This window comes from Kitasatospora setae KM-6054 (assembly GCF_000269985.1).
In the GTDB taxonomy this organism is placed as follows: domain Bacteria; phylum Actinomycetota; class Actinomycetes; order Streptomycetales; family Streptomycetaceae; genus Kitasatospora; species Kitasatospora setae.
The window spans coordinates 6,854,472-6,879,453 of record NC_016109.1 but is presented as its reverse complement, the minus strand read 5'-3'; the positions used below and the strand labels follow the sequence as shown (position 1 = coordinate 6,879,453).

At 76.0% G+C, this 24,982-nt stretch carries 20 protein-coding genes; 8 read left to right on the top strand and 12 right to left on the bottom strand.

Annotated features, from left to right (window positions below; genetic code table 11):
* Positions 1–15: 15 nt before the first annotated feature.
* The 4 genes from KSE_RS30240 to KSE_RS30225 form a co-directional block, all read right to left on the bottom strand.
* Positions 16–3,834, bottom strand: a complete 3,819-nt coding sequence (locus tag KSE_RS30240) for a Pls/PosA family non-ribosomal peptide synthetase (RefSeq protein WP_014139174.1) — start codon at positions 3,832–3,834, stop codon at positions 16–18.
* Positions 3,835–4,168: 334 nt separating this feature from the next.
* Entirely contained in the window at positions 4,169–6,136 is a 1,968-nt protein-coding gene (locus tag KSE_RS30235) for an APC family permease (protein WP_106438076.1), read from the bottom strand.
* Positions 6,137–6,385: 249 nt separating this feature from the next.
* Entirely contained in the window at positions 6,386–6,946 is a 561-nt protein-coding gene (locus KSE_RS30230; protein WP_014139172.1) for a DUF421 domain-containing protein, read from the bottom strand.
* Between the two features lie 66 nt (positions 6,947–7,012).
* Positions 7,013–7,588, bottom strand: a complete 576-nt coding sequence (locus KSE_RS30225) for an O-methyltransferase (protein WP_014139171.1) — start codon at positions 7,586–7,588, stop codon at positions 7,013–7,015.
* A 584-nt stretch (positions 7,589–8,172) separates the two neighbouring features.
* Here KSE_RS30225 and KSE_RS45980 point away from each other — a divergent pair.
* Positions 8,173–10,410 (top strand): SpoIIE family protein phosphatase, encoded by a 2,238-nt coding sequence (locus KSE_RS45980; RefSeq protein ID WP_051055430.1) that lies wholly within the window; start codon positions 8,173–8,175, stop codon positions 10,408–10,410.
* Positions 10,411–10,603: 193 nt separating this feature from the next.
* Positions 10,604–11,386, top strand: a complete 783-nt coding sequence (locus KSE_RS30215; protein WP_014139169.1) for a VOC family protein — start codon at positions 10,604–10,606, stop codon at positions 11,384–11,386.
* A 64-nt stretch (positions 11,387–11,450) separates the two neighbouring features.
* Here KSE_RS30215 and KSE_RS30210 read toward each other — a convergent pair whose 3' ends face one another.
* Positions 11,451–12,353: a M56 family metallopeptidase gene (locus tag KSE_RS30210; protein WP_014139168.1), complete on the bottom strand. Its 903-nt coding sequence runs from the start codon at positions 12,351–12,353 to the stop codon at positions 11,451–11,453.
* On the bottom strand, positions 12,350–12,739 hold the full coding sequence (locus KSE_RS30205) for a BlaI/MecI/CopY family transcriptional regulator (RefSeq protein WP_014139167.1): 390 nt from the start codon (positions 12,737–12,739) through the stop codon (positions 12,350–12,352). The genes KSE_RS30210 and KSE_RS30205 overlap by 4 nt, the downstream gene beginning before the upstream one ends.
* 157 nt (positions 12,740–12,896) lie before the next feature.
* Between KSE_RS30205 and KSE_RS30200 the strand changes: the two genes are divergently transcribed.
* Both KSE_RS30200 and KSE_RS30195 read left to right on the top strand, forming a co-directional pair.
* Entirely contained in the window at positions 12,897–13,919 is a 1,023-nt protein-coding gene (locus KSE_RS30200; protein ID WP_014139166.1) for a C40 family peptidase, read from the top strand.
* A 99-nt stretch (positions 13,920–14,018) separates the two neighbouring features.
* On the top strand, positions 14,019–15,233 hold the full coding sequence (locus KSE_RS30195; RefSeq protein WP_014139165.1) for an aminotransferase class V-fold PLP-dependent enzyme: 1,215 nt from the start codon (positions 14,019–14,021) through the stop codon (positions 15,231–15,233).
* Positions 15,234–15,239: 6 nt separating this feature from the next.
* Here the strand turns inward: KSE_RS30195 and KSE_RS30190 are convergent, their stop codons facing one another.
* Positions 15,240–15,650 carry a DUF3224 domain-containing protein gene (locus tag KSE_RS30190; protein WP_033257573.1) on the bottom strand — a complete coding sequence of 137 codons (411 nt, stop codon included), beginning with the start codon at positions 15,648–15,650 and terminating at the stop codon, positions 15,240–15,242.
* 86 nt (positions 15,651–15,736) lie between these two features.
* Entirely contained in the window at positions 15,737–16,408 is a 672-nt protein-coding gene (lepB, locus tag KSE_RS30185) for a signal peptidase I (protein ID WP_014139163.1), read from the bottom strand.
* Between the two features lie 139 nt (positions 16,409–16,547).
* Here lepB and KSE_RS38900 point away from each other — a divergent pair, with 139 nt between their 5' ends.
* Complete coding sequence (locus KSE_RS38900; protein WP_014139162.1) at positions 16,548–17,249, top strand: DUF6193 family natural product biosynthesis protein; 702 nt, start codon at positions 16,548–16,550, stop codon at positions 17,247–17,249.
* A 58-nt stretch (positions 17,250–17,307) separates the two neighbouring features.
* Here KSE_RS38900 and KSE_RS30170 read toward each other — a convergent pair whose 3' ends face one another.
* The 3 genes from KSE_RS30170 to KSE_RS30160 all read right to left on the bottom strand — a co-directional run bounded on the left by KSE_RS30170 (position 17,308) and on the right by KSE_RS30160 (position 20,109).
* On the bottom strand, positions 17,308–18,504 hold the full coding sequence (locus KSE_RS30170; RefSeq protein WP_033257609.1) for a serpin family protein: 1,197 nt from the start codon (positions 18,502–18,504) through the stop codon (positions 17,308–17,310).
* Positions 18,505–18,579: 75 nt separating this feature from the next.
* A complete protein-coding gene (cutA, locus tag KSE_RS30165) occupies positions 18,580–18,957 on the bottom strand; it encodes a divalent-cation tolerance protein CutA (protein ID WP_014139160.1) in 378 nt (125 codons plus the stop codon).
* A 267-nt stretch (positions 18,958–19,224) separates the two neighbouring features.
* The gene (locus KSE_RS30160; RefSeq protein WP_014139159.1) at positions 19,225–20,109 is read right to left on the bottom strand and encodes a dioxygenase family protein; all 885 of its coding nucleotides are present in this window, start codon (positions 20,107–20,109) and stop codon (positions 19,225–19,227) included.
* Between the two features lie 478 nt (positions 20,110–20,587).
* Here KSE_RS30160 and KSE_RS38895 point away from each other — a divergent pair, with 478 nt between their 5' ends.
* The gene (locus KSE_RS38895; protein ID WP_148283179.1) at positions 20,588–21,187 is read left to right on the top strand and encodes an LppU/SCO3897 family protein; all 600 of its coding nucleotides are present in this window, start codon (positions 20,588–20,590) and stop codon (positions 21,185–21,187) included.
* A gap of 67 nt (positions 21,188–21,254) precedes the next feature.
* On the opposite strand, the gene KSE_RS30150 is transcribed toward KSE_RS38895, so the two are convergent.
* A complete protein-coding gene (locus KSE_RS30150) occupies positions 21,255–22,115 on the bottom strand; it encodes a helix-turn-helix domain-containing protein (protein ID WP_014139157.1) in 861 nt (286 codons plus the stop codon).
* Between the two features lie 173 nt (positions 22,116–22,288).
* Between KSE_RS30150 and KSE_RS42410 the strand changes: the two genes are divergently transcribed.
* Together KSE_RS42410 and KSE_RS30140 are read left to right on the top strand one after the other, a co-directional pair.
* Positions 22,289–23,752, top strand: coding sequence for a glycosyltransferase 87 family protein (locus KSE_RS42410; RefSeq protein ID WP_231873245.1), 1,464 nt, complete (start codon positions 22,289–22,291; stop codon positions 23,750–23,752).
* Between the two features lie 62 nt (positions 23,753–23,814).
* Complete coding sequence (locus tag KSE_RS30140) at positions 23,815–24,978, top strand: glycosyltransferase family 4 protein (RefSeq protein WP_014139155.1); 1,164 nt, start codon at positions 23,815–23,817, stop codon at positions 24,976–24,978.
* Positions 24,979–24,982 lie beyond the last annotated feature (4 nt).

The following is a 24,982-nucleotide window of genomic DNA, read 5'->3' as shown; positions in this document are numbered from 1 at the left end:
GGGGTGGACACGTGCTCACTGCTGCCAGGCTTCGATGGGGTTGCCGAGCCAGCGGGTGTCGGCGGGCACCGTCTCGGCACGCATCACCAGGGAGGCCGGGCCGAGGGTGGAGCGCTCGCCGACGGTGCTGCCGGGCAGCACGATCCCGCCCGGGCCGAGGGTGGAGCCCGCGCGGAGTTCCACAGTATCCAGCCTCATGATCCGGTCGTGGAAGAGGTGGGTCTGCAGGACGCAGCCGCGGTTGACGCTGACGCCGTCGCCGAGGGTGACCAGGTCGGCCTCGGGCAGCCAGTAGCTCTCGCACCAGACGCCGCGGCCGATCCGGGCGCCGAGCGCGCGCAGCCACAGGTTCATCAGCGGGGTGCCGGCGGTGCGGCCGACCAGCCAGGGCACGGCGAGCACCTCGGTGAAGGTGTCGGCGAGCTCGTTGCGCCAGACGAAGCCGGACCACAGCGGGTGCTCGACCGCCCGGAACCGGCCGACCAGCAGCCACTTGGCGGCGGCCGAGACCAGGCAGGCGGCCAGGCCGGCGGCGAGCAGCACCAGGCCGGACAGCAGCGGCCGGCCGAGCGCGCAGAGCGCGGCGGCGGTGAGCACGGCGAGGCCGGTGGAGGCGAGCACCGGCACGATCCGGGCGAGTTCGGTCAGGCCGCGGGCCCAGCGCAGCCGGGCGGGCGGCTCGTAGGTGAGGGCGAGGTCGGCGGTGTCGGCGGCCCGGGGCAGTTTGACCGGGGGCATGCCGAGGTAGGAGCTGCCGCGCTTGGCCTTCTTCGGGGTGGCGGAGAGCACGCCGACCAGGCCGCCGTCGGGCACGGCCCGGCCGGGCGCGGTCATCCCGGAGTTGCCGAGGAAGGCCCGTTCGCCGATCTCGGCGCGGCCGATCCGCACCCAGCCGCCGCCGAGCTCGTACGGGGCGATCAGGGTGTCGTCGGCGAGGAACGCGCCGTCGCCGACCTTGGTGAGGCTGGGCAGCGCGAGCACGGTGGAGACCTCGGCGCCCTTGCCGATCCGCATGCCGAGCAGCCGCAGCCAGACCGGGGTGATCAGTCCGGCGTACAGCGGGAACAGCGTCTGGCGGGCCAGGTCCATCAGCTGGCTGACCGTCCAGGCCCGCCAGCCGACCCGGCCGTGCAGCGGGTGGTAGCCGGTGCGCAGGCCGCGGGAGAGCAGCCGGACGCCGGCCAGCACGAGGGCGGCGTAGGCCAGCCCGTAGGCGAGGGTGGCGGGGACGAGGGCGAGCAGGGCGCCGCGCAGGGCCTGGCCGAGGCCGTCGCCCTGGTGGACGAACCGTCCGGCGATCAGCAGCGCGGGCAGCGCGGCGAGCAGCGGCAGCAGGGTGAGGGCGAAGCCGGTGACGCCGTAGGCGGCGGCCCAGCGCGCGGTGCGCGGGGGGCGCTGCTTGGGCCAGCCGTGTTCGGCCTTGCCGGTCTTGGCGGCGGGGGCGCCGGCCCAGCGCTGGCCGGTGGGGACGGAGCCGGTGACGCCGGAGCCGGGGGCGATCTCGGCCCGCTTGCCGATCTTGGCGCCGGGCAGCAGGGTCGAGCGGGTGCCGACGACGGCGCCGGCGCCGATCCGCAGCGTGCCGATCTCCAGCCGGTCGCCGTCCAGCCAGTAGCCGGACAGGTCGACCTCGTTCTCGACGGCGCAGCCCTTGCCGAGCCGGAGCAGGCCGGTGACCGGCGGCAGGGCGTGCAGGTCGACGTCGGGGGCGACCCGGCAGCCGAGCGCGCGGGCGTAGCGGATCAGCCAGGAGCCGGAGAGTTCGGTGGCGCCGACCGCCTCGGCGAGCCGTTCGGCGGTCCACAGCCGCAGGTGGACGGAGCCGCCGCGCGGGTAGCTGCCGGGGCCGGTGCCGCGCAGCAGCAGCCGGGCGCCGCCGGCGGCGAGGGCGAGCCGGCCGGGCGCGGAGTACAGCAGGACGGCGCCGGCGGCCAGCAGCCACCAGGGCGCGGTGGGGGCCCACGGGTAGTCGCCGAGCAGGTTCAGCAGGGTGCCGAGGACGCCGAGGGCGAGGGTCCAGCGCAGGCCGGTGAGGGTGGCCAGCGGCAGGGTCAGCAGCAGTTGCAGGGCCTGGGCGCGGCGCGGGGTCGGGGCGACCTCGCGGGCCGGGCCCTCGGCCTGGGCGGACTTCTCCAGCAGCCGGGCGAGCTTGCGCAGGGTGGGCTGCTGGTAGATGTCGAGGACGGAGGCAGCCGGGTAGCGGGCGCGCAGCAGGGTGGTGAGCTGGGCGGCGGCGAGCGAGCCGCCGCCGATCGCGAAGAAGTCGTCGCCGGCGCCGCGGGGCGGGGCGCCGAGGATCCGCGCCCACTGCTCGGCGAGCCACGCCTCGGTGCCGTAGAGCTGTTCGGCGGGCCCGGCGCTCTCCAGTTCGGGCAGCGGCCAGGGCAGCGCGTCCCGGTCGACCTTGCCGGAGGTGCGGGTGGGCAGCCGGTCGACGGTGGCGAGCAGCGGGACGAGCGCGGCGGGCAGTTCGGCGCGCAGCCGGGCGACGGCGGCGTCCCGGTCGAAGCCGTCCTGGGCGACCAGGTAGCCGACCAGCAGTTGGTTGCCGCCGCGGGCGGTGCGGACGGCGGCGGCCGCGCCGGAGACGGCGGGCAGTGCCTGGAGGGCGGCGTCCACCTCGCCGAGCTCGATCCGCCGGCCGCCGAGCTTGATCTGCTCGTCGGCGCGGCCGAGGAAGACCAGGCCCTCGGGTTCGGCGCGGACCAGGTCGCCGGAGCGGTAGGCGCGCTCCCAGCCGAGGGATTCGAGCGGGGCGTACTTCTCGGCGTCCTTGGCGGGGTCGAGGTAGCGGGCCAGGCCGACGCCGCCGATCACCAGCTGGCCGCTGCCGCCCATCGGGACCGGATCGCCGGCCTCGTCGACGACGGCGAGCTCCCAGCCGTCCAGCGGCAGGCCGATCCGGATCGGGGCCCGGCCGGTCAGCAGGGCGCCGCAGGCGACCACGGTGGCCTCGGTGGGGCCGTAGGTGTTCCACACCTCGCGGCCCTCGGTGACCAGGCGTTCGGCGAGTTCGGGCGGGCACGCCTCGCCGCCGAAGATCAGCAGCCGGACCTCGTCCAGCGCCTCGGCGGGCCAGAGCGCGGCCAGCGTCGGGACGGTGGAGATGACGGTGATCTCCTGCTCGGCCAGCCAGGGGCCGAGGTCGGCGCCGGAGCGGACCTGCGCGCGCGGGACGGGCACCAGGCAGGCGCCGTGCCGCCAGGCCAGCCACATCTCCTCGCAGGAGGCGTCGAAGGCGACCGACAGGCCGGCCATCACCCGGTCGCCGGGGCCGATCGGCTCGTCCCGGAGGAACATCGCGGCCTCGGCGTCGACGAACGCGGCGGCGCTGCGGTGGGTGACGGCGACGCCCTTGGGCTTGCCGGTGGAGCCGGAGGTGAAGATGATCCAGGCGTCGTGCTCCGGGTCGGGCGGCCCGGCGTCGTGCCCGGACGGCTTGACCCGGTCGAGGGCGTAGTCGGCGCCGATCACGGCGTTCACGTCGGCCTCGCCGAAGACCAGCTCGGCCCGCTCGTCCGGGTCCTCGAAGTCGACCGGCACGTACGCGGCGCCCGCGGCGAGCACCGCCAGGATCGCCACGTACAGCTGGTTGCCGCCGGACGGGACCCGGACGCCGACCCGGTCGCCGAGGCCGACGCCCGCCTTGGCGAGGTGGCGGCGGACCCGCTCGACCTCGGTGAGCAGCGCGGCGTAGCCGAGCGTCTCGCGCCCGTCGTCCAGCGCCGGCTCCTGCGGGTGGGCGGCGGCGGTGGCCGCCAGCAGGTCGACCAGGGTGCGCGGGGCGGGCGCGTCCTGGGCGCGGAACAGCGCGGTGGCGGGGGCGGTGGTCATGGCAGCGGCGGTCCTCGTCCTGGGGTCCCCGGCGGCCGGTCGAAAGCGGTCCGTCGAAGGCGTCGAAAGCGAGACAACCTGGGCAAGTTTACCGGTCGGGGCGGGTGCGGAGCCGGAGGCGGGGGCGCGCGGGGCCCCCGCGGGCGGGGGCGGAAACGGGCGGCGCGAGCCGACCGGTCGTCAGCTCGCGCCGCTGCGGGGCAGGTTGCGGGGGTCGGGCGGGTGTTCGACCTGACGGTCCGTCAGACGCCCGACACGCCGTCGTACTCCGGGAGTTCACCCACTGTTCACACCCCCGCCTTCTTCGATTGGCCGTCCGGCCGCCCGGTTCCGGTCAGCGGCCCCGGGTCGGCTCGCCGCGGCGGACGGCGCCGGGGGCCCGCCGGGCGGGTCGGTCCGCGCGGGTGGCCGAGGTCAGCTGCCAGGGTACCGAGATCACCATCACGCCGGGGGTGAACAGCAGCCGGCTCTTCAGCCAGAGCGCGGACTGGTTGTGCAGCAGGTTCTCCCACCAGTGGCCGACCACGTACTCCGGGATGAAGACCGCCACCGCGTCGCCGGGCCGGGCGGCGGTCAGCGCGCGCACGTGCGCGACCACCGGCTTGGTGATCTCCCGGAACGGCGAGTCCAGCACCCGCAGCGGCACGTCGGGACCGCTGCCGTCCCACTGGGCGCGCAGCTCGGCGGTGGCCTCCGGCTCGACGTCCACCGTCACGGCCTCCAGCGTGTCGGGCCGGAACGCCTCCGCGTAGCCGAGCGCGCGCAGGGTGGGCTTGTGCAGCTTGGAGACCAGCAGCACGGCGTGCACCTGCCGGGGCCGGGCCGGGGTCGCCGCCCCCTCGTCGTCCGTGACGGCCAGCTCGGCGGCGACGGCGTCGTAGTGCCGGCGGATGCCGCGCATGGTCAGCCAGAGCAGCAGCGCCGCGACCACGGCCAGCCAGGCGCCCTGGGTGAACTTGGTGATCAGCACGATCACCAGCACCAGCGCGGTGGTGACGGCGCCCAGCCCGTTGATCGCCCGGGAGCGCCGGGCGGCCGCCCGGGCCGCCGGGGCCGGCTCGGCGGCCAGCGCGCGGTTCCAGTGCCGGACCATGCCGATCTGGGAGAGCGTGAAGGAGGTGAAGACGCCCAGGATGTACAGGTGGATCAGGCTGGTGACGTCCGCCTGGTAGAACCAGAGCAGCGCCCCGGCCACCATGGCCAGCGCGATGATGCCGTTGGAGAACGCCAGCCGGTCGCCCCGGGTGTGCATCTGCCGGGGCAGGTAGCGGTGCTGGGCCAGGATCGAGGCCAGCAGCGGGAAGCCGTTGAACGCGGTGTTCGCGGCCAGGATCAGCACCAGCGCGGTGACCGCCTGCACGGCGTAGAACAGCACGCTGTCCGAGCCGCCGAAGACGCTCGCGGCGAGCTGGGCGATCACGGTCTGCTGGGTGTAGGCGTGGCAGTCCCCGGCCAGGCCGGTCAGCTGGCAGGCGTCCTCGACGTAGTGCACGTGCGAGGTCAGCGCGAGCAGCGTGACGCCGGCGAACATCACCACCGCGACGACGCCCATCACCGCCATCGTGGCCGCCGCGTTGCGGGACTTCGGCGCCCGGAACGCGGGCACGCCGTTGGAGATCGCCTCGACGCCGGTCAGCGCGGTGCAGCCGGAGGCGAAGGCGCGCAGGCCCAGCATCAGCAGCCCCAGGCCCTGCAGCGCGTCCTTGCCGCCCTCCGGGTCGATCCCCAGGTGCGCGGTCGGCGCCTGCGGGCTGTCGCCGAACGCCAGCCGGACCAGGCCGGTCACCACCATCAGCAGGATCGCGCCGATGAACAGGTACGTCGGCGCGGCGAACGCCCGCCCCGACTCGCGCATGCCGCGCAGGTTCACCGCGGCCAGCAGCACCACGAAGGCCAGCGCCAGCGCGACCCGGTGCCCGGCCAGCGAGCCGAACGCCGAGATGATGTTGTCCACCCCGGAGGCCACCGACACCGCGACCGTCATCACGTAGTCGACCAGCAGCGAGGCCGCCACCACCAGCCCCGAGTTCGCCCCGAGGTTGCGCGACACCACCTCGTACGAGCCGCCGCCGGACGGGTAGGCGTGCACCACCTGCCGGTAGGACAGCACCACCACCGCCATCAGGCCGACCACGCCGAGCGCGATCCACGGCGTCAGGTACAGGAACGCGGTGCCGCCGACGGTGAGCACCAGCAGGATCTCGCCGGTCGCGTAGGCGACCGAGGAGAGCGGGTCGGAGGCGAAGATCGGCAGCGCCAGCCGCTTGGGCAGCAGGGTCTCGCCGAGTTCCTCGCTGCGCATGGCGCGGCCGATCAGGAGGCGCTTGAGCGCCTGGGGGAGGTTGAACACAGCACGGGAGCGTATGTGGCCCCGCCGACTTGGCAACCAGCCTGTCAGACTGTCGGATTTTCCCTGTTTCCGCAGATGGGGGGCGCTTTTGGTGATCGAATCGAAGGCTCGGGGCGGGCGCAAGGGGGCCGTTAAGGATTCGTCAATATCGTCCGACGATCACCCCGAACCGGTATAAACCGCCCGGCCACCCCCGCCCGCTCAGCCGGCCGGGGGCAGCCGGGCCTCGATCGCGGCCAGCGCGGCCCGCAGCGCCGCCACGTCGTCCTTGTCCGCGACCTGGTCACCGGCCTTCAGCTCCACCAGCAGCGTCCCGCCCGGCTCCAGCACGATCAGCGAGGTCTCCTCGACCGCGTCGCCGCCCTGCTGCCGGACCGCCACGTCCAGGTCCCCGGTCCTGATCCCCTGCCGGACGATCGTCCGCCGGTCGTACACCCCGTCCCGGGCCAGCACCGTCGGCGTCCCGTTCAACAGCCGGTTGAACCAGTCCCGGCGGGCCGCCTGCCGCACCATCACCCAGTCCGCGAGCAGCAGCACCACCGCCCCGAACAGGCCGCCGGAGACCGAGTTGTCGTTCCCGATCACCGCGTTCTGCACCACGTTCGACAGCAGCAGCATCACCACCAGGTCGAAGGTGTTCAGCTGCGCCAGCCCGCGCTTGCCGATCAGCCGCAGCAGCACCAGCAGCGCCAGGTAGACCAGCACCGTGCGGGCCGCCTTCTCGCCGTACGAGATCCCCGCGTCGAACATGTCCTGCCACATGGCGGCCACCGTAGGGGCCGGCCCGCCGCCCGCACCGGCCACCACGCCCGCCGTCCCCCCGACGGCCTACGGGCGGCGGGTGGCCAGCAGCAGGCCGGTCGAGCAGTCCAGGTAGGTGGCGTGCAGGCCGGGATCGCCGGTCAGCCGCTCGACCAGCGCCACGACGGCCGCGGCGTGGTCGTCCGGCCAGGTCGGCTGCGGCAGCAGGTCGTCGATCAGGTACGTGCCGCCCGGGGCGAGCAGGGCCAGCGCCTGGTCCAGGTGGTGGAACTTGCCCGGCCAGGTGTCCGCGAAGACCAGGTCGAAGCCGCCCGGCTCCAGCGCGTCGATCAGCTCCGCCCCGTCCCCCACCACCAGCTCCAGCCGCGGGTCCGCCCCCAGCCGCCCGGCCGCCACCGCCGCCACCTCGGCGTCCAGCTCCACGCTGGTCAGCCGGGCCGTCGGGTCCATTCCGCTCAGCAGCCAGCTCGTCCCCACCCCGGCCCCCGTCCCCAGCTCCAGCACCCGCCCGCCGGGGCGGGCCGCCGCGAGCGTCCGCAGCAGCCGCCCCGTCGTCAGGTCGCACGACATCGCGAAGCCGAGCGCCGCGCACTCCTCCGCGAGCGCGGCCAGCACGGCGGGATGGGATTCGGTCGTGAGCATCAAAGCGCGGCCCTCCACGGGTGACGATCCGTCAACGACCCGCCACGCTAGCCACCCGCCCCCGCCCCCCACCACGCATTCCACCCACCGGACAGACCCCCCCACACAGGCCCCTCCGGGGCGGCTGGACGGCGAGGTGGCGGGACGGCAAAGCCGCAGAACGGGCGACAGGGCGATCGGCGGAACGGCAGGCCCGCCGCAGGCGGCCGCCCCCGGGCGGTTCGAAGGCCGCGCTTGGGCAGATACCCTCCCCCCTCCGCCTCGCGAGCCCGCCGCAGGCGGCCGCCCCCGGGCCGCTCGAAGGCCGGTGCTTGGAGATGTCCTCCCCACCCCCTCCACCCCGCGAGCCCGCCGCAGGCAGCCGCCCCCGGGCGGATTCGGAGGCCGGTGCTTGGCAGACGTCCTCCCCACTCCCCTCCGCCCCGCGAGCCCGCCGCAGGCAGCCGCCCCCGGGCGGATTCGGAGGCCGGTGCTTGGCAGATGTCCGATAAGCGATAAATATGACTTATGTGACCTTCTTCCCTTCTGGTCGCTCGGGGTCTCTGAAAGCCTTGCTGTCCACAGACCTGCCGAAGGAGACCCCCGTGACCGGCACCCCCCGGCGCGCCGTCCGACTGCTGCTCGTGGCCGCCGCCTCGCTGTGCGTGCTGCTGCCGCTGCTGCGCGGGGCGACGGCGGCCGGGGCGATGGCGGAGTTCGGGTTGGGGCGGGGGGAGACGGTCGCGGCGCAGCTGGGGTCGGCGCTGGCGATGCTGGCGGCGTTCCTGGTGGCGGGGCGGGCGGTGGACGTGTGGGGGTGGCCCCGGGTGCTGCGGTGGGCGCTGGGGGTGATGGTGGCGGGCGGGGCCGTCGCGGTCTCGGCGCAGCGGCCCTGGACGTACCTGCTGGGGCGGACGGTGGAGGACGCCGGTTCGGCCGGGGTGCTGATCGCCGCGCTGGCGTCCGTCCCGGTGCTGAACCTGCCGGGCCGGATCACCCGGGTGGTGGGCGGGGCGATCGCGGGGGTGGCGACGGCGTTCGTGCTGGGCGCGAACGTCGCGGTGCGGATCGACGCGGTGGCGGGCTGGCGGCTCGGCGAGTCGGTGCTCCCGGCGGCGGCCGGGCTGCTGCTGCTGGTCTCGTTCCGGCTGCTGCCGCGCGAGCACCTGCCGCGGTCCTCGGTGCCGGTGGCGCCGGTGTGCGGTCCGGGGGTGGCGCTGGCGGCGCTGCTGGGCGTGGCGGGGCTGGAGCTGGGCCCGCTGCGGGACTGGTCGGACCCGCTGGTGGGGGTGCTGTTGTGCGCGGCGGCGGTGCTGCTCGCGGTGTGCCGGGTGCGGACGGTGCGGCTGGCGCGGCGGCGGCCGGGCCGGCCGGCGCTCGGGGTGCCGGCCCGCGCGGCGGGCGGGGCGGTGGCGGCGGGCGCGACGCTGGGTTTCGCCCAGCTCGGGCTGATGGCGACCGCCCCGGTGCTGCTGTTGCAGCGCGGCGTGACGCTCGCGCACGTGACGCTGGCGATGTCGGGGTACGGGCTGGGCATGCTGGGGGCCGGGCTGGTGGCCCGGCACTGGCGGCTGACGCCGCTGACCGGTTCCTCGCTGGGCCTGCCGCTGGCCGCGGTGGGCCTGGCGACGCTGCACTTCCTGCCGGCGGGGGCCGGGCAGGCGGCGCTGGTGGCGGGCGCGGTCTCGACGCTGGTGGGCTTCGGCCTGGTGGTCGCGCAGATCCCGTACCTGGCCGGTTTCCTGGCGGCGCTGCCCCGGCAGCGGCGGGCGGCGGCGTCGGCGCTGTACCCGGCGGCGATCCTGTTCGGCGGGGTGCTGGCGCAGGCCGTGCCGGGCAGTACCTCGCTGCTGACCGGCGAGGCCAGCCGCCGGGAGCTGGAGACGGTGCTGTGGGTGTCCTGCGGCGTGGTGGCGCTGGTGGCGATGCTGCTGGGCCGGCCGGTGGTGTCGCTGACGGTGGCGGGCGCGGCCGGGTTGCAGCACCTGCTGCTGGTCGCGCTGGCGGGCGACCGGGTCGCGGACCGTCCGGGGGCGGCGGTGGCGGCGCTGGCGGTGGGCGCGGCGATGGGCCTGGTGGCGTGGAGCCGGCGCCAGCAGTCGGAGCGGCTGGCCCGCGTCCGGGCGAACGAGGTCGCCCTCCAGCAGGCGGTGCTGCACCCGATCCCGGGGCGGCTGGGCGAGCTGCGGCTGGTCGGGCACTACCAGCCGGCGACGGCGGGCACCGGGGTCGGCGGCGACTTCTTCGAGGCGGTGCGCACCCCGCACGGCACCCGGGTGCTGATCGGGGACGTCCGGGGCAAGGGCCTGCAGGCCGTGCAGACCGTCACCGAGCTGCTGGGCTGCTTCCGCTCACAGGCGCACGAGACCGCCGACCTGGGCGAGCTGGCCGCCCGGCTGGACCGGCAGCTGGCCCGGCTGGCGGCGGCCCGCGGCGACGAGGAGCTGTTCGCGACGGCGCTGCTGCTCCAGCACCGGGACGGCGGCGCGCAGGTCGAGGTGGTCAACTGCGGGCACCTCGCCCCGCTGCGGATCGGCCCGGACGGCGTCCGCACCACGCCCGTCCCGGCCCTGCTCCCGCTCGGCCTCGGCGCGCTCGGCCTCGGCCCCTCCCCCGCCCCGACCCCGCTGGCCCTGCCGGACGGCTCGGCCCTGCTGCTGCACACGGACGGCCTCAGCGAGGCCCGCAACTCCTCCGGCGAGTTCTACCCCCTCGGCGAGCGCCTCGCCGCCCTGCGCGCCACCGACCCGGGCCGCCTGGTCGACGACCTCGCCGAGGACGTCCGCGACTGGACCCACCAGCTCGCCGACGACATCGCGCTGATCGCCCTGACCCGGTCCTGAGGACCGGGCCCGGGCCGGTTCTGCTCGCGGCCCGGGCCGAGTGGGGGCTGCGGCCGAACGGGGGACCCGCCGGGGGCGGCGGCGCGGGCGGGAGCGGGGGCGCGGGCCCGCCCCGGTGGCGGGAGCGGGGGCGGGCCGGGAGGGTGGCTGGCGGGGGACGCACCGGATGACCCGAACCGGAAAGAGCGAAAAAATGCCCGAAGTCACCACCCCGTACGCGACCGGCACCCCGTGCTGGGTCGATCTGATGGCGAAGGACCAGCAGGCGGCGCTGGACTTCTACCGCGACCTGCTCGGCTGGCAGGGGCAGCCCGGCCCGGCCGAGTTCGGCGGGTACGCGGTCTGCGAGCTGAACGGCCGGGCCGTCGCCGGCATCGGTCCGGCGATGGCGCCGGAGGGCGCGCCGGAGCCGCCGACCGTGTGGACCAGCTACCTGGCGACCACCGACGCGCAGGCCACCCAGGAGGCGATCGTCCGGGCCGGCGGCGCGCTGATCGTCCCGACCGTGGACGTCGGGGACCTGGGCCGGATGCTGGTCGCGGCCGACCCGCAGGGCGCGGTGTTCGGCGTGTGGCAGCCGGGCGAGTTCTTCGGCGCGCGGGTCGTCAACGAGGCCGGCGCGCTGACCTGGAACGAGCTGCACACCAGTGACGTGCCGGCCGCGACCGCGTTCTACGGCGAGGCGTTCGGCATCGAGATCGAGCCGCTGGACGGCGCGGACTCGTACTGGGAGCTGCGGGTCGGCGGCCGGGCGGTCGGCGGGGTCACCCTGCTGGCCAACGACCCGCCCGGCACCCCGGCGCACTGGCTGACGTACTTCGCGGTCGACGACGTGGACTCGACGGTGGACGCCCTGGTCAAGCGGGGCGGGACGGTGCTGGCGCCGCCGTTCGACATGGCGGCGGGCCGGATGACGGTGGTCGCCGACCCGCAGGGCGCGCCGTTCGCGCTGATCAGGCCGCAGCCGCTGGCCTGACGGTCGCGACCTCGTGAACCGCCCGTCCCGGACCGTCGTCCGGGGCGGGCGGCCGCGCGTTGGCTCAGGGCAGCACCGGCCCGCAGGTGAGCAGCAGCGGCAGCACCGGGGCGGCGGCCGAGGCGAGCGCGGCGGCGGCCCGCAGCGCGGGGTGCGGGGCGGCGGCGGGGGCGAGCAGGCGGCGGACCCGCAGCAGCGCGGCGGGGCCGCCCGCGGCGAACGCGGCGCGCGGGACCTGGCCGTCGGCGACCCGGTACATGGCGGCGGCCAGCACGGCGCGCGGGTGGCGGCGGACGGCCCGGTCGTCGGCGGCCATCTCCAGCAGCAGCGGGGTCTCCCGGGCGCCGAGGCGGGCCAGCGGGAGGAACGGGAACGCGGCGGCGAACGCGTCCGCGGCGGTCCGGGCCAGGTGGTGGCGGCCGGCCACGTGCGCCCGCTCGTGGGCGAGGACGGCGGCCAGCTGGCGGTCGGTGAGCAGTTCCAGGGCGCCGCGGGTGAGCACGATCCGGGCGCGCCGGCCGGGCAGGCAGTACGCGGCGGGGGTGTCGTGGTCGAGGACGTGCGCGCCGAGGCCGGCGTCCCGGGCGGCGACCAGGTCGAGGACGGTGCGGTGGCGGCGGCGCTGCCGGGCGGTGCGGGCCAGCGCGGCGGCGAGCCGGCCCAGCGGCCAGAGCGCGACGGCGGCGGGCGGCAGCAGCCGCCAGGTGCCGCCGGAGGCGAGCGCGCCGGGGTGCTCGACGCCGCAGACGTGCAGCAGCCCGGCCAGGCCGAGGTGCAGGTGGCCGCCGGGCACCGCGAGGTGGTGGGCGGCCAGCACCAGCGCGGTGGTGTAGGACAGCGCGAGCGCCTGCCAGAGCGCGACGGCCAGCCGGGGCGCGCGGTGCGCCCAGCGGGAGCGGGCCAGCGGCAGCGGGGCGAGCACCCCGACCAGCAGCGCGTAGCCGAGCAGCGCGAGGGCCGCCGTCACCGGGGGCCGTCCCCGGGCTGTTCCCGGCCCGGGCCGCCGACCGAGTCGATGGCGCTGCGCAGCGCGGCGAGCTCCTCGGGGGTGAGCTGTTCGACCAGGTGCGCGAGCGCGCCGGTGGGGTTGGGGCTCTCGCCGAGCACCTCGCGCATCAGGGCGGCGCTGTACGCCTCGCGGGTGGAGGCGGGCCGGTAGCTCCAGGCCCGGCCGGACTTCTCGCGGCGCAGCAGGCCCTTGCGGTGCAGGATGTCGGCGACCGTCATGACGGTGGTGTAGGCGAGCGGCCGGGTGCGGTTGAGGTCGTCGACGATCTCGCGGACGGTGGCCGGGCGGCCCCAGGTCCACAGGCGGTCCATGATCTCCGCCTCCAGGTCGCCGAGTCCGCGCACCGTCCGTCCCGCCCTTCCCCGCTGCCCCTGCTGGTTGCCGCGCTCATCGTAGTGGGCGGGGGGCGCCTTGCCGGTCCTTCTACTTAACTACTAAGTTATCTCGTAGATGGTGCCGGCGCCCGTGCCCGTGCCCGACCCCGAGGAGAGAGCGCAGCCGATGGGAACGCACCGCCGCCCCCGACCGGCCGGACGCGCCAGGACCGCCGTGCTCGGCGCCGCCGCCGGAGCCGCCGCCCTGCTGCCCGCCGCCACCGCCGGCGCCGAACCCGCGCCGAGCATCGACCAGGTCAAGGCCAAGGTCGACGGCCTGTACGAGCAGGCCGAGGCCGCCACCGAGCAGTACAACAAGGTCGACGAACGGGCCAAGCAGCTCCAGGACGAGGCCGGCAGGCTCCAGGACCGGCTCGCCGGGCAGCAGCAGAAGATCGTCGAGTTCCAGGAGACGCTGGGCGCGATCGCCGCCGAGCAGTACCGCACCAGCGGCATCGACCCGAGCGTCCGGCTGATGCTCAGCGCCTCCCCCGACGAGTACCTCCAGCAGGCCGGGCTCCAGGACCTGGCGGGCGACCGGCAGGCCGCGGCGCTGCGCGACGCGCTGCGGCTGCAGCGCTCGATCGACCAGGAACGGGCCGAGACCGCCGACAAGCTCGCCGAACTGGAACAGGCCCGCAGCACCATCAGCGCCAAGAAGGCCGAGGTCCAGGACAAGCTGAACGAGGCGAGCCGGATCCTGGCCGGCCTGAAGGCCGCCGACCGGGCCCGCGTCCTCGGCGACGACTCCCCCGCCGCGTCCCGGAGTTCGGCCCGCGGCCAGACGTACGACGGGCCCGCCTCCGGCCAGACCAAGGCGATCCTCGACTACGCCTACGCCCAGATCGGCAAGCCCTACCAGTGGGGCGCCGAGGGCCCGAACTCCTTCGACTGCTCCGGCCTGACCCAGATGGCCTACCGGGCCGGCGGCGTCAGCCTCCCCCGCGTCACCCAGGACCAGTGGAACGCCGGCAAGCACGTCGCCCGCGCCGACCTCCAGCCCGGCGACCTGGTCTTCTACTACGCCGACCTGCACCACGTCGGCATCTACGTCGGCAACGGCAAACTGCTGCACGCCCCGCGCACCGGCAAGAACGTCCAGATCGTCGACCTGGACGTGATGCCGTACGTGGGCGCCGTCCGGCCGTGACCGCCGCCTGACGCCCGCCGGTCGGGCCGGGTGGCGGCTGTGTCAGGATCTGCGCAGGCCGGGGCAGCGTCGCGTCCGGCCGGATCGGAGAGCATCGCCGTGGCCACCGCCGTCGCCCCCAAGCCCCTGCTGCTCCCGGACGGGCGTCCCGCCGCCGCGGGCTGGTCGCTCGACCCGGGGATGCGGCACCTGAACCACGGTTCGTTCGGCGCGGTGCCGGTGGTCGCGCAGCGCGAGCAGCAGCGGCTGCGCGAGGAGATGGACGCCTCGCCGGTGGTCTGGTTCCCCGCGCTGCCCCGGAAGGTCGCCGCCGCGCGCGCCGCGATCGCCGAATTCCTGCGGGTCCCGGCCGAGTTCACCGCGCTGGTGCCGAACGCCAGCGCCGGGGCGAGCGCCGTCTACGGCAGCCTGCCGCACCGGCCGGGCGGCGAGGTGCTGGTCACCGACCACGGCTACGGGGCGGTCACCATGGGCGCGGCCCGGCTGGCCCGGCGCTGGGGCGGGGCGGTGCGCACCGCGCACGTGCCGCTGGCGGCCTCCCCGGAGGAGGCCGCGGCGGCGGTGATCGGGGCGGTGACCGAGCGGACGGCGCTGATCGTGCTGGACCGGATCACCTCCGCGACCGCCCGCTACCTCCCGGTCGACCTGGTCGGCGCGTTCGCCCGCGAGCGCGGCATCACGCTGCTGGTCGACGCCGCGCACGTGCCCGGCCTGGACGAGGACCCGCTGGCCGGGGCGGACTGCGACGCCTGGGTGGGCAACCTGCACAAGTTCGGCTGCGCGCCGCGCGGCACCGCCGCGCTGGTCGCCCGCGGCGAACTCCGGCACGCGCTCTACCCGTTGATCGACTCCTGGGGCGCCGAGGAGCCGTTCCCGGAGCGCTTCGACACCCAGGGCACACTGGACGTCACCGGCTACCTGGCCGCACCGACCGCGCTGGACTTCGTCGAGCGGCAGTGGGGTTGGGCCGAGGCCCGCCGCTACATGGGCGAACTCGCCGACTACGCCGAGCAGTTGATCGGGGCGGCGGTCACCGACGCGACCGGCGAGCCGGCCGCGGCCGAGGTCGGCTCGCCGGTGAACGCGCTGCGCCTGGTGAAGCTCCCGGCCGGCCTGGGCCGCACCCGGCTGGAGGCCGACGCCCTGCGCGACCGGCTGGCCCGGGAGTTCGGGGTGGAGGCGGCGTTCACCAGCTTCGGCGGCACCGGCTACTACCGGCTCTCCACGCACGTGTACAACACCGCCGCGGACTACGAGTACTTCGCCGAGCGGTGCGTCCCGGTGCTCTGCGCCTGGGCCCGCGAGGCGGAGTGACTCCGGTCAGGCGGAGGGCAGTTCGTAGTCGAGGCGGATCCGGTGGGTGCCGTCCGCGTCGACCTCGATGCCGCCGGTGCCGGTGATGCCCGCGAGGGCGCCGGTGCCGCTGCCCGGGACGATGACGAAGTACTCGTCGTCCCGGGCGGTGCCGAGGGTGGTCGCGGAGTGCGCGAAGTTGAAGCTGCCCGCCGCGCCGTGCAGCGCCCCGGCGAACGACTCCATCGCCAGGTAGGTGCCGACGCCCGCGGCGTGGTCGAAGGCCGAGGTGAACAGGGTGTCGGAGCGGCCCTCCAGCTCGCCCCGGAACTCCTTGCGCATGGTGGCGACGCCGACCCCGCTGGCGGTCACGACCTCCCCGGCGGGGACGGGCGCGGGGGTGAACTCCTGGACGGTGAAGGTGCCTGATGCTCGCATGGGCGCGAGCGTAGGCGACGCCACCGACAACCGGCGGGAGGGAAGCCCCCGGCGGGTCGCCTTCCGGAGAGCCGACTTCCGGAGAATCAACTCCCAGCGGGCGGCGGCCCGTTCATCACCCACTCCGGGTAACCGGCGGGCTGCGGGCCGGTCTTGTTCCGGCGGCGGCGGGCCAGCAGGGCGAGCAGCAGGGAGACCGGGAGGAGCGGCAGGCCGACGAGGAACAGGGTGCCGATGGTGAGCAGCGCGCCGTGGTGGGCGGCGTCGCGGGAGACCACGCTGGTGACCGGGTAGGTGCCGCGCAGCCGGGAGTCCATCGAGTTGGCCCGGTGGTCGCCCATCACGAACATCTGCCCGGACGGGACGGTGGTGTCGAAGCAGCGGACGCCGTTGGGCTCGCCTCCGTACAGGTAGGGCTCGTTCAGCGGGGCGCCGTTCAACTGGACCGGCTGGTCACCGCACTGCGCGACCCGGTCGCCGCCGAGGCCGATCACCCGGCCGAAGTGCGGCCCGGGCACCGGGTCCTCCTGGGTGGTGGCGGTGAAGACCACCACGTCGCCGCGCCGGACGTCCCGGGAGTCGACACCGTAGGTGAGGAGGCGCTGGCCGGGCTGGTAGGTCGGGGCCATGTTGCCGGCCGACAGCGTGAACGTCCGCGGCTGGAGCGCCAGCGCGTAGCCGACGCCGCCCAGCGGGAGCAGCAGCCCGAGGATCAGCAGTGCCAGTGCGGCCTTGCCGAGTCCGCTCCATCGTCCCATCGGTCCGTACCCGCTTTCCCCTGGCCTTGGCGCCCCGTCGCCGATCGGCGCGGTGGCCGGGGAGTGTGGCGGGGCCGGGTGACGGTACCGGACCGCAGGCACAGCACCGGAGGGAGGCGCCCGGCGGGATACTGGCGGGATGGACTTCGAGGCGGGGGACGGCGGGGACGGCGTGACGCTCGGGGAGGTGCTGCTGCGGGCCGCCGCGGGCCTCGGGATCGTGCTGCCCGAGCCGGAGGAGCTGTGGGACGGTCTGGCCGTGTACGTCGTCGCGGGACTCGACCGGGGGATGCGGGTGAGTGCGGACGACGAGCGGCGGCGGGCCTACTGGGTGCACCTCCGGAGCGGCGGCCTGCGGCTGGCCGCCGGGTCGACCGCCGATCCGGCCGAGCTGGTCCGCGCACTGGCGGCCTGGGCCGGTGGGGCGGGGCTCGCGGAGACCAGGGCGCGGGCCCCGTTCGTCGAGTTCCGCCCCTGGGCCCTCGCGCACGAGCGGGAGCCGCTGGACACCGTCGAACTGGCGTGGTGCCGCCTGCTGGACCGCTTCCACACTCCGCCGATGAACCGCTTCGTGCGTGCCCGGGCGCTGGTGGCGGCGGCGTACGCCCGGCCGGTGCTCCGCCGGCTGATGCCGGTGACCAGCCACGGCAACCTCTGGTTCTCCACCAGCACCACGGCGAACCGGCGCCTGACCGGGGTCGGGCCGATGATCTGGCCGAGCTACGAGGGGTCCTACGCCGTACGGGACGGGCACGAGGTGCTCGCCCGCTTCGAGACGCCGGAGGAGGCCGTGGCCTTCGTGCTGGCCGGCCTGCCCGAGGGGATCGGCCCGGCACGCTGAAGCGCCGTCCGGACGGCACCGGCGGAGGACGGGGAGAAAGGACGAGGAAGGGGACGGGTCAGTCCCAGGACGGGAGTTCGCCCGGCGTGGGTTCGGCGACCCAGCCGGCGGCGAGGACCAGGCGGGAGCCGCGCTGGACGGCGAGGAAGCCGAACGGGCGGTCGAAGGACGCGTTGATCCGCCGGGCCAGGTACGGGGGGCGCCGGGTGTCGATCCCGCCGGCGACGGCGCCGAAGGCGGTGACCGCGGCGGCCCGGAAGCCGCGCGGACCGAAGACCGCGGTGGCGGCCTGCCGGGCGGCGCCGACCGCCAGCGGTTCGGGGCTGATGCCGGGGAAGTGGCCGCGACCGGTGTCGGCGGCGGTGGGCAGCCCGAACAGGTCGGGGCGGGCCAGCAGGTCGTGGTCGGCGGCGAGGTCGAACTCGACGGTGTCGACGAAGAGTCGGGGCTCGCGGGAGTGGCTGCGCTCCCGGTACACGTACAGGCCGGGGCCGGCCGCGCCGCCGGGGAGTTCGGTGCCGGGGCGCAGCAGGCGGGGCCGTTCGGCGGTGCGGACGGCGGCGGCCAGGACGGTGCCGGGGTGGGCGTCCTCGGGGCCGAGGCAGAGGTGGACGTCCACGCCCGCGCGGCCGAGCACCTTGAGCACGGTGAGCGGCCCGGCCTCGGTCTCGGCGACGCCGACCCGGTCGAGCAGGGTGGTCGAGCGGAACAGGCCGGCCGCGACGCGGCCGGCCCAGGGGCCCTCCTCGATCTCCTCCGGGGCGGCCTGGAAGCGGCGGATCCAGTCGGTGCGGACGGTGAGCGCCCCGGCCAGCAGCAGTTCGGTGTCCGGCGTGAGGACGGCGGGCATCCGGGGGATCAGGCCGCCGGTCCGCTCGGCGGCCCAACCGTCCAGCGCGGCGCGGTCGGTGGCGGGGTCGCCGGTGAGCCGGGCGTGGCCGTGCGGGGGCAGCGCGGCCGTCCAGCCGGGTTCGAGCGGGAGGCCGGCGCGGGTCCAGAGGCCGAGCGCGGCGGCGACGCCGGGCGTCCGGTCGAGGACGGCGAGCAGGTCGCGGCCGGCTGCGGCGGCCCGGTCCGGGGGGACGCCCAGCGCGTCGGCGAGTTCGGCGGCGGCCGGGCCGGCGGCGCCCGCGGCGAGCAGGGCGAGCGGGGCCCAGGCGCCGGGGCCGCTGAACACCGTGTTCCGGCCGGGGGCGGGGGCGGTGCGGGCCCAGCGGGCGGTCAGCTCGTTGACGGCGCGGACGGTCTGGTGCATCGGCACGGTACGGCTCCCCCGGTGGCGGTCCTCGGGGCGGAGCGTACGGGCGGCGGGGCGCCGGGTGCGAACGGTTTATCCGGCGGCGGGCCTGCTGGCGGGGTCGGCGGTCGCGGCGGGCGGCTCGGCGGTCTCCGCGTCCAGCCAGGCGAGGTAGCCGGGGGCGCCGGCGGTGATCGGGACGGCGATCACCTCGGGGGTCTCGTAGGCGTGCAGTTCGCCGATCCGGGCGGTCAGCCGGTCGACGAGGGCGGCCCGGGTCTTGAGGTCGACCCGCCACTCGGTGGTGTCCTGGACCTCGCCGCCCCACCAGTACACCGAGCGGAGGGGGTGGACTTGCGCACAGGCGGCGAGGCGTTCGCGGACCAGGGTGACGGCGAGGGAGCGGGCCGCGGCCTCGTCCTCGTGGGTGGTCGTCACCACCAGGTGCTGGTACTGCTGCTGCTCGGTCACAGGGACGAGCGTACGGGGATCGGGAGGGGCGGCGGGATCGGACGGGTGGCGCCGGCGGCCGGCCGCGGTGGTGCCGCCTCGCGGCGGTGGTGCGCCATGACGGCCCGGGCACCCCGCGCTCGGGCCGTCATGGCGCTTGGCGGGCACGGTCCCGGTCTCCCGGTTTTCCCCTCCCGGGGAGTGGGTCCGTGCCGCCGCTTCGGGTGGCTGTCGCCGCTGACCGCCCGCGTGGGGGTGGGGTCGGTCAGCGACGGGTCAGGGTGGGGGTCAGCGGCGCTGCCAGAGGGCCGGGACGTTCGGCGGCTCCCAGCCCGCGTAGGCGACGTGGCCCTGGATGCAGACGTAGGTGACGCCGTTGTACGTGACCACGTCGCCGGCCTTGTAGGTGGCGCCGACCTTCCAGGTGGTGGTGCCACCGGTCTGGCTCGGGCTGGGGCTCGGGGTCGGCGAACCCTGGGTCTGGCTCGGGCTCGGGCTCGGCGTGCCGGTGCCGTTGACGTTGAGCACGAAGTCGAAGCTGGCCTCGCGACCGTTGCCGACCTGGCGGACGGTCATCAGCAGCGCCGGGTCGTAGATGGTGTCGGTCGCGTTGCGCGGCTCGTTCGGGAAGTACAGCTGGGTGGTGAGGATCGGCTGGTTCGGCGCCTGCACCTTGACGTGGATGTGCCGGGTGCGGCCGGGGTAGAGGCCGGGCACGATCGTGGTCAGCGAGTACGAGCCGTTGGCGCCGCTGAACTGGTGGCCGCGGAACGTGTAGCCCGAGTTGTCGTAGGTGCCGTTGGTGTCGGCCTGCCAGAAGTCCAGCAGCGCGCCGGCGATCGGAAGGCAGTTCCGGCCGAACACGAAGCCGCTGACGGTCAGCGGGACGCCCTGGGTGCCGGACGTGACCAGGCTGGTGCGCAGCGGGGAGCCCGGCTTGAAGTACGGGCCCTCGATCTGCTCGATGGTGGTGTGGCCGTCGGTGCACTCGGGGGTGAGCGGGAGCGGCGCCGGCGCGTCGGCGGCGACCGCGTCGCGCGCCAGGGCGACACCGGTGCCGACCAGCACCGGCGCGGCGGCGGCCGCGGCGGCCGCCTTGAGCAGGCCCTTGCGGCTGATCTTTCGATCGGCCAACTCGCTCAGGCCGTCCAGCGGGTTGTGGGGGGTGGACATGGCTCTCCGTTCGACTGCCTCTGTTGGTCGCCGCACGCCCGGATTCCCTTGGATGGGACATGACACCTGGAGAGGTCGGGTCTCCCGACACGGCGGCGCTGTGGGGTGCCTCAGACGCTAGGCCCTGCCCGGCCGGGCCGTCGATGGACGGGGACGGCGGGACGTGGTGCATTCCTCAGCCGCCGGCACGCTCCGTTCGACCGGACGTCAACCGGGGTTGGGACGGGCGTCGGCGGAGTTTGGGCCAGCTTATGGTACGCCTGGGGCTCGCTTAGGGAAGGAAGTTGACGATACGTCAGCTGAGCTGCGACGGAACCGGCCGGGAGCGGAGCGGGCGGGGGCAGCAGACCTTAACCGACCGTTGCGGAGCGGCCCCCCGGGCCCCCGCCCCCCGCTCGCGCACCCCGGGCGGAACGGCCCGACCGGGCGGCGGTACCCTGCCTGCCCTGCCGCTCCGTTCGAACACCGAGGGACCCCCGTGACCACTCCGCCCGTGCCCACCGCTGCCGCCGCTGCCACCGCACCCGAACCCGAGGACGGGGAGGGGGGCGCGAGCGCGACTGCAACTGCGACTGCCGACGCGACCGCCGACGCGACCGCGCACGAGACCGGGTCGGGGTCGCGGCCGGGGCAGGCCGAAGCCGTCGGAACCGCGAAGACCGTGGAAGGCGGGGGCGCCGGGGAAGGCGCCGAAACCGCGGGCGCCGCGGAGGAGGCGGGTACGGCGTACGAGGCGGAGCCGACGGTGGCGCCCGCGGCCCGCCGTCGGCTGCCGGGCCTCCTCAAGGTCGCGGGCCTGGTCCTGGCGATCGTGGCGGCGCTCTTCGTCGCCGCCTACTTCTCGCGCGACACCCCGGCCGCCGCCAAGGCGGGCGACTGCGCGCACAACGCGGGCAGCGAGGAGAAGCCGGACGTGAGCCTGGTCGACTGCGGCTCGGCCGATGCCGAGTTCACCGTCCTCAAGGTGGTGCACGGCGCCGACGAGAAGGAGTGCGAGACCGAGCCGGCACTGGTGGCCACCTACGTGGAGACCCGCCGCAGCTCCGTCCTGGTGCTGTGCCTGGGCGAGCACGGCTGACCCGCCGCCGCGCCGGCTGGGCGGACCGTCCGAGGACACCCGTCCGCTCAGCCGGCCGGTTGCCCGCTCAGCCGGCCTTCTCGCGGAACTCCCCGGGGGTGCGGCCGACTTCGCGTCGGAAGAAGCGGCAGAAGTACGCCGGGTCGGAGAAGCCGGCCGCCACCGAGACCTGACGGATCGTCATGTCGGTGGTGGTGAGCAGGTGTTTGGCCTCCAGGGTCTGCTGCTCGCGGATCAGCCGGGCCGGGGTGCGGCCGGTCGCCTCCTTCACCACCTCGTGCAAGTAGCCTGCGGAGACGCCGAGTTCTCGGGCCAGCGCGAGCACCGAGCGGTCGGCGCGGTCGGCGTCGGCGATCATCCGGGCGAACCGGGCGGCGAGCGGATGGCTCGCCGCCCTGGGCACGGCGGCCGGGCCGCGACCGCGGGCCACCCGCAGCGCGCGGACCAGCAGGACGTGCAGCAGCGCCTGCATCACACCCAGGCCGCCGTCCATCCGGCCCTGGTACTCCGACACCAACTCCCGCAGGATGCCCAGCACTTCGCGGTGCTCACGGCGGTCGGGGCGGAGCGCCGGACCGGTCGCCAGGGTGCGCAGCAGGGCCAGGTCCTTCGGATGCTGGTGCAGGAAGTCCTCGTTGAACAGCAGCACCCAGCCGTCCAGTCGGCTCACCCCGCGCCAACTGTGCACCTGGCCGGGCAGCACCACGTACAGCGCCGGCGGTTGGATCCGGTGCTCGACCAGGTCGATGACGTGGGTTCCACTGCCCGCCGTGACGTAGGCCAACTCGTAGAAGGAGTGCCGGTGCGGGAAGTCCGCCCTGGACAGCGGACCGATCTGGTCGAAACTGCCTGCCGCGAACGGCAGTAGTCCGGGGTCGGGCACGTCCAGGTCGTGCAGTTCCAGGCCGACGGCCGGTCGGAGCTTCATCGCGCCAGTGTGCGCAAGCGGCCCGCGAAACGTCCAGCGGTCCAGACCAAGTGGCACGGATCGGCAAGCCGATCCGGCCCGCCGGACCGGCCGCCAGTGGTAGGGAAAACCCGACCACGGGCCTCCACCTGGCCGTCATGACGCCGACCGGCCGCCGTACTGGAATGGACCGGGTGACCGACCGACACCCCCGACCACCCTTGCCCGAACCGGCGGCGGGCCGGACGCCGAGCTCGCAACCGGACCTGCCGCCGGGCCCGCCGCCGGGCCGACGGCTGCGGTGGTGCGCGGGCTGGCTGGGCTGCGCCGGCTGGGCCGCCCTCTTCCCGCTGATCTCCCCGCTCGGCCCGCACCGCGTCTGGGGTGCCCTCGCCGCCGCCGGTTACCTGGCGGCGGCGGTGGTCGCCCTGCTGCCCCTGCCACTGCCACTGCCACCGTCGCCCGGTGGTCGCGATCGGGCACGTCGAGCGGTGGCGCTGTCCGGGTGGACGGCGTTCGGCGGGGCCGTGCTGCTCCCGCTCGCCCTGCTGGTCGGCAGCGGCTCCGGCCAGAGCGAGGTGTCCGTGCTGGCCCGGGCCGGCGAGCTGCTGCTGGCCCACGGCTCCCCCTACCTGGACGCCCCGGCCGGGCCCGCCGAGGTCACCCCCTACCTCCCCGGCCTGGCCGCGTTCGGCCTGCCGCACGCCCTCCTCGGCCGGGCGGCAGGCCCCGCGACCGATCCCCGGCTCTGGTGCGCCACCGCCTTCCTGGCCACCGGCCGGGCCGCCTGGCGCCACCTGGCGCCGACCGGGGCACGCAGCCGCGACCGGGACCACGACCGGGGAGGGCGGCAACTCCGTTCCTGGCGGTGGGAGTCGGTCACGACCGCATCGACTCCGCCGCAGCGCACGGGAGTTCCCTCGCCCGCGCGCACGCCGACGCGATCCGCGCGCGTCGGTGTCCTCGAACTCCCCTCCCCCACGCAGGCCCTGGGAACCGGCCGTACCGAACCGGCCGCCGCCCGGACCGGGCTGGTCGCGCTGCTGGCGTCGCCGCCGGTGGCGCTGGGGGTGGCGGCCAGCGGGGTGGACCTGCCGCTGACGGGGCTGCTCTGTCTGGCGCTGGCCCTCGGCGCGGCCCGCCGGCCGGCCGGGGCGGGGGCGGCGCTGGCGGTGGCGGGTGCGCTCAAGTGGACGGCCTGGCCCGCCGTCCCGGTGGTGGTGGCACTGCTCGCGGTGACCGCGGGACGGCGGGCGGCGCTGCGCTGCGCCGGGGTGGCGGTGGCGGGCACGGCGCTGCTGGTGGCACCGTGGCTGGTCCGGGCGCCGGGGCCGCTGCTGCGGCAGGTCTTCGCGTTCCCGCTGGGCCGGGGCCCGTGGCCCACCCCGGCGGCGAGCCCGCTGCCGGGCCGGCTGCTCGCGGACCTCGGCCCGGCCGGGTGGGGGGCGGCGGTCGGACTGCTGCTGCTCGGCGGGGCAGCCGTGGCCCTGTCCCTGCTGCTGCGCCCGCCCCGGCACGCGGTCGCCGCCGCCGACCGCCTGGCGGCGGGCCTGGCCCTGGCCTTCCTGCTCGCCCCCGCCGGCCGCTTCGGCTATCTGGCGCTGCCCCTGTTCCTCTCCGCCTTCACCCGCCTGGCGACCGCCCCCCGAAGCCGCTGAGCCCGCCCCTACTCCCGCTGCCTCCCCCTCCCCTCCCGTCCGTTCCGCGAAGGAGCATTACCGTGGGCACCACCCTGATCGTCACCAACGACTTCCCGCCCCGGCAGGGCGGCATCGAGACCTTCGTGCACGCGCTGGCCGTCCGGCTGTCCGGGGCCGGGGAGGGGGTGGTGGTGCTGGCGTCGGACGAGCCGGGGGCGGCGGAGTTCGACGCGGGGCTGCCGTTCCCGGTGGTGCGGGAGCCGGTGCGGATGCTGTTGCCGACCGCGCGGGTGGCCGGGCGGGCGGCCGGGTTGATGGCGCGGTACGGGTGCGACCGGGTGTGGTTCGGGGCGGCCGCGCCGCTCGGGGCGCTAGGGCCGGCGGTGCGGCGGGCCGGGGCTGAGCGGGTGGTGGCGACCACGCACGGGCACGAGGTGTGGTGGGCGCGGGCGCCGTTGGCGCGGCGGTTGCTGCGTCGAGTCGGCGCGTCCTGTGACACGGTCACGTATCTCGGGGAGTTCACCCGGCGGCGGATCGCGCCCGCGCTGGGGCCGGGGGCGGCGGGGATGGCGCGGTTGGTGCCGGGGGTGGATCCGGCGGTGTTCCGGCCGTCGGCGGCGGCCCGGGCGGCGGTGCGCGGGCGGTACGGGCTGGGGCGGCGGCCGGTGGTGCTGTGCGTGGCCCGGCTGGTGCCGCGCAAGGGGCAGGACGTGCTGCTGCGGGCGCTGCCGCTGATCCGCCGCCGGGTGCCGGACGCGGTGCTGCTGCTGGTGGGCGCGGGTCCGGACGAGTCGCGGTTGCGGCGGCTGGCCCGGCGCTGCCCGCCGGGTTCGGTGGTGTTCGCGGGCGGGCACGGACACCGGGAGACGGCGGCGTTCTACGCGGCGGCGGACGTGTTCGCGATGCCGTGCCGGACCCGCCGGCTGGGGCTGGAGGCGGAGGGGCTGGGCATCGTCTTCCTTGAGGCGTCGGCGAGCGGCCTGCCGGTGGTGGCGGGGCGTTCGGGCGGCGCGCCGGACGCGGTACGGCCGGGCCGGACGGGGACGGTGGTCGACGGGCGACGGGCCGAGGAGGTCGCCGAGGCGGTCCTGGAGTTCCTCGAAGACCCGGACCGGGCACGGGAGTTCGGGCGGGCCGGCCGGGAGTGGGTGACCGGGGACTGGTCCTGGGACGCGTCGGCCCGCCGGCTGGCGGAGCTGCTCTCCCCCACCCCCGGCGATCCGGCCCGCCCGGAGTGGAATTGACCGG

Coding starts and splice junctions, on each gene's coding strand:
- KSE_RS30230 (WP_014139172.1), bottom strand. CDS start 6,946: ATGTGGCAGGACATGTTCGACGCGGGGATCTCGTACGGCGAGAAGGCG.
- KSE_RS30150 (WP_014139157.1), bottom strand. CDS start 22,115: ATGAAGCTCCGACCGGCCGTCGGCCTGGAACTGCACGACCTGGACGTG.
- KSE_RS30160 (WP_014139159.1), bottom strand. CDS start 20,109: ATGTCCACCCCCCACAACCCGCTGGACGGCCTGAGCGAGTTGGCCGAT.
- KSE_RS30190 (WP_033257573.1), bottom strand. CDS start 15,650: ATGCGAGCATCAGGCACCTTCACCGTCCAGGAGTTCACCCCCGCGCCC.
- lepB (WP_014139163.1), bottom strand. CDS start 16,408: ATGGGACGATGGAGCGGACTCGGCAAGGCCGCACTGGCACTGCTGATC.
- KSE_RS30235 (WP_106438076.1), bottom strand. CDS start 6,136: ATGCGCAGCGAGGAACTCGGCGAGACCCTGCTGCCCAAGCGGCTGGCG.
- KSE_RS30170 (WP_033257609.1), bottom strand. CDS start 18,504: ATGCACCAGACCGTCCGCGCCGTCAACGAGCTGACCGCCCGCTGGGCC.
- KSE_RS30215 (WP_014139169.1), top strand. CDS start 10,604: ATGCCCGAAGTCACCACCCCGTACGCGACCGGCACCCCGTGCTGGGTC.
- KSE_RS30200 (WP_014139166.1), top strand. CDS start 12,897: ATGGGAACGCACCGCCGCCCCCGACCGGCCGGACGCGCCAGGACCGCC.
- KSE_RS30240 (WP_014139174.1), bottom strand. CDS start 3,834: ATGACCACCGCCCCCGCCACCGCGCTGTTCCGCGCCCAGGACGCGCCC.
- KSE_RS30225 (WP_014139171.1), bottom strand. CDS start 7,588: ATGCTCACGACCGAATCCCATCCCGCCGTGCTGGCCGCGCTCGCGGAG.
- KSE_RS38900 (WP_014139162.1), top strand. CDS start 16,548: ATGGACTTCGAGGCGGGGGACGGCGGGGACGGCGTGACGCTCGGGGAG.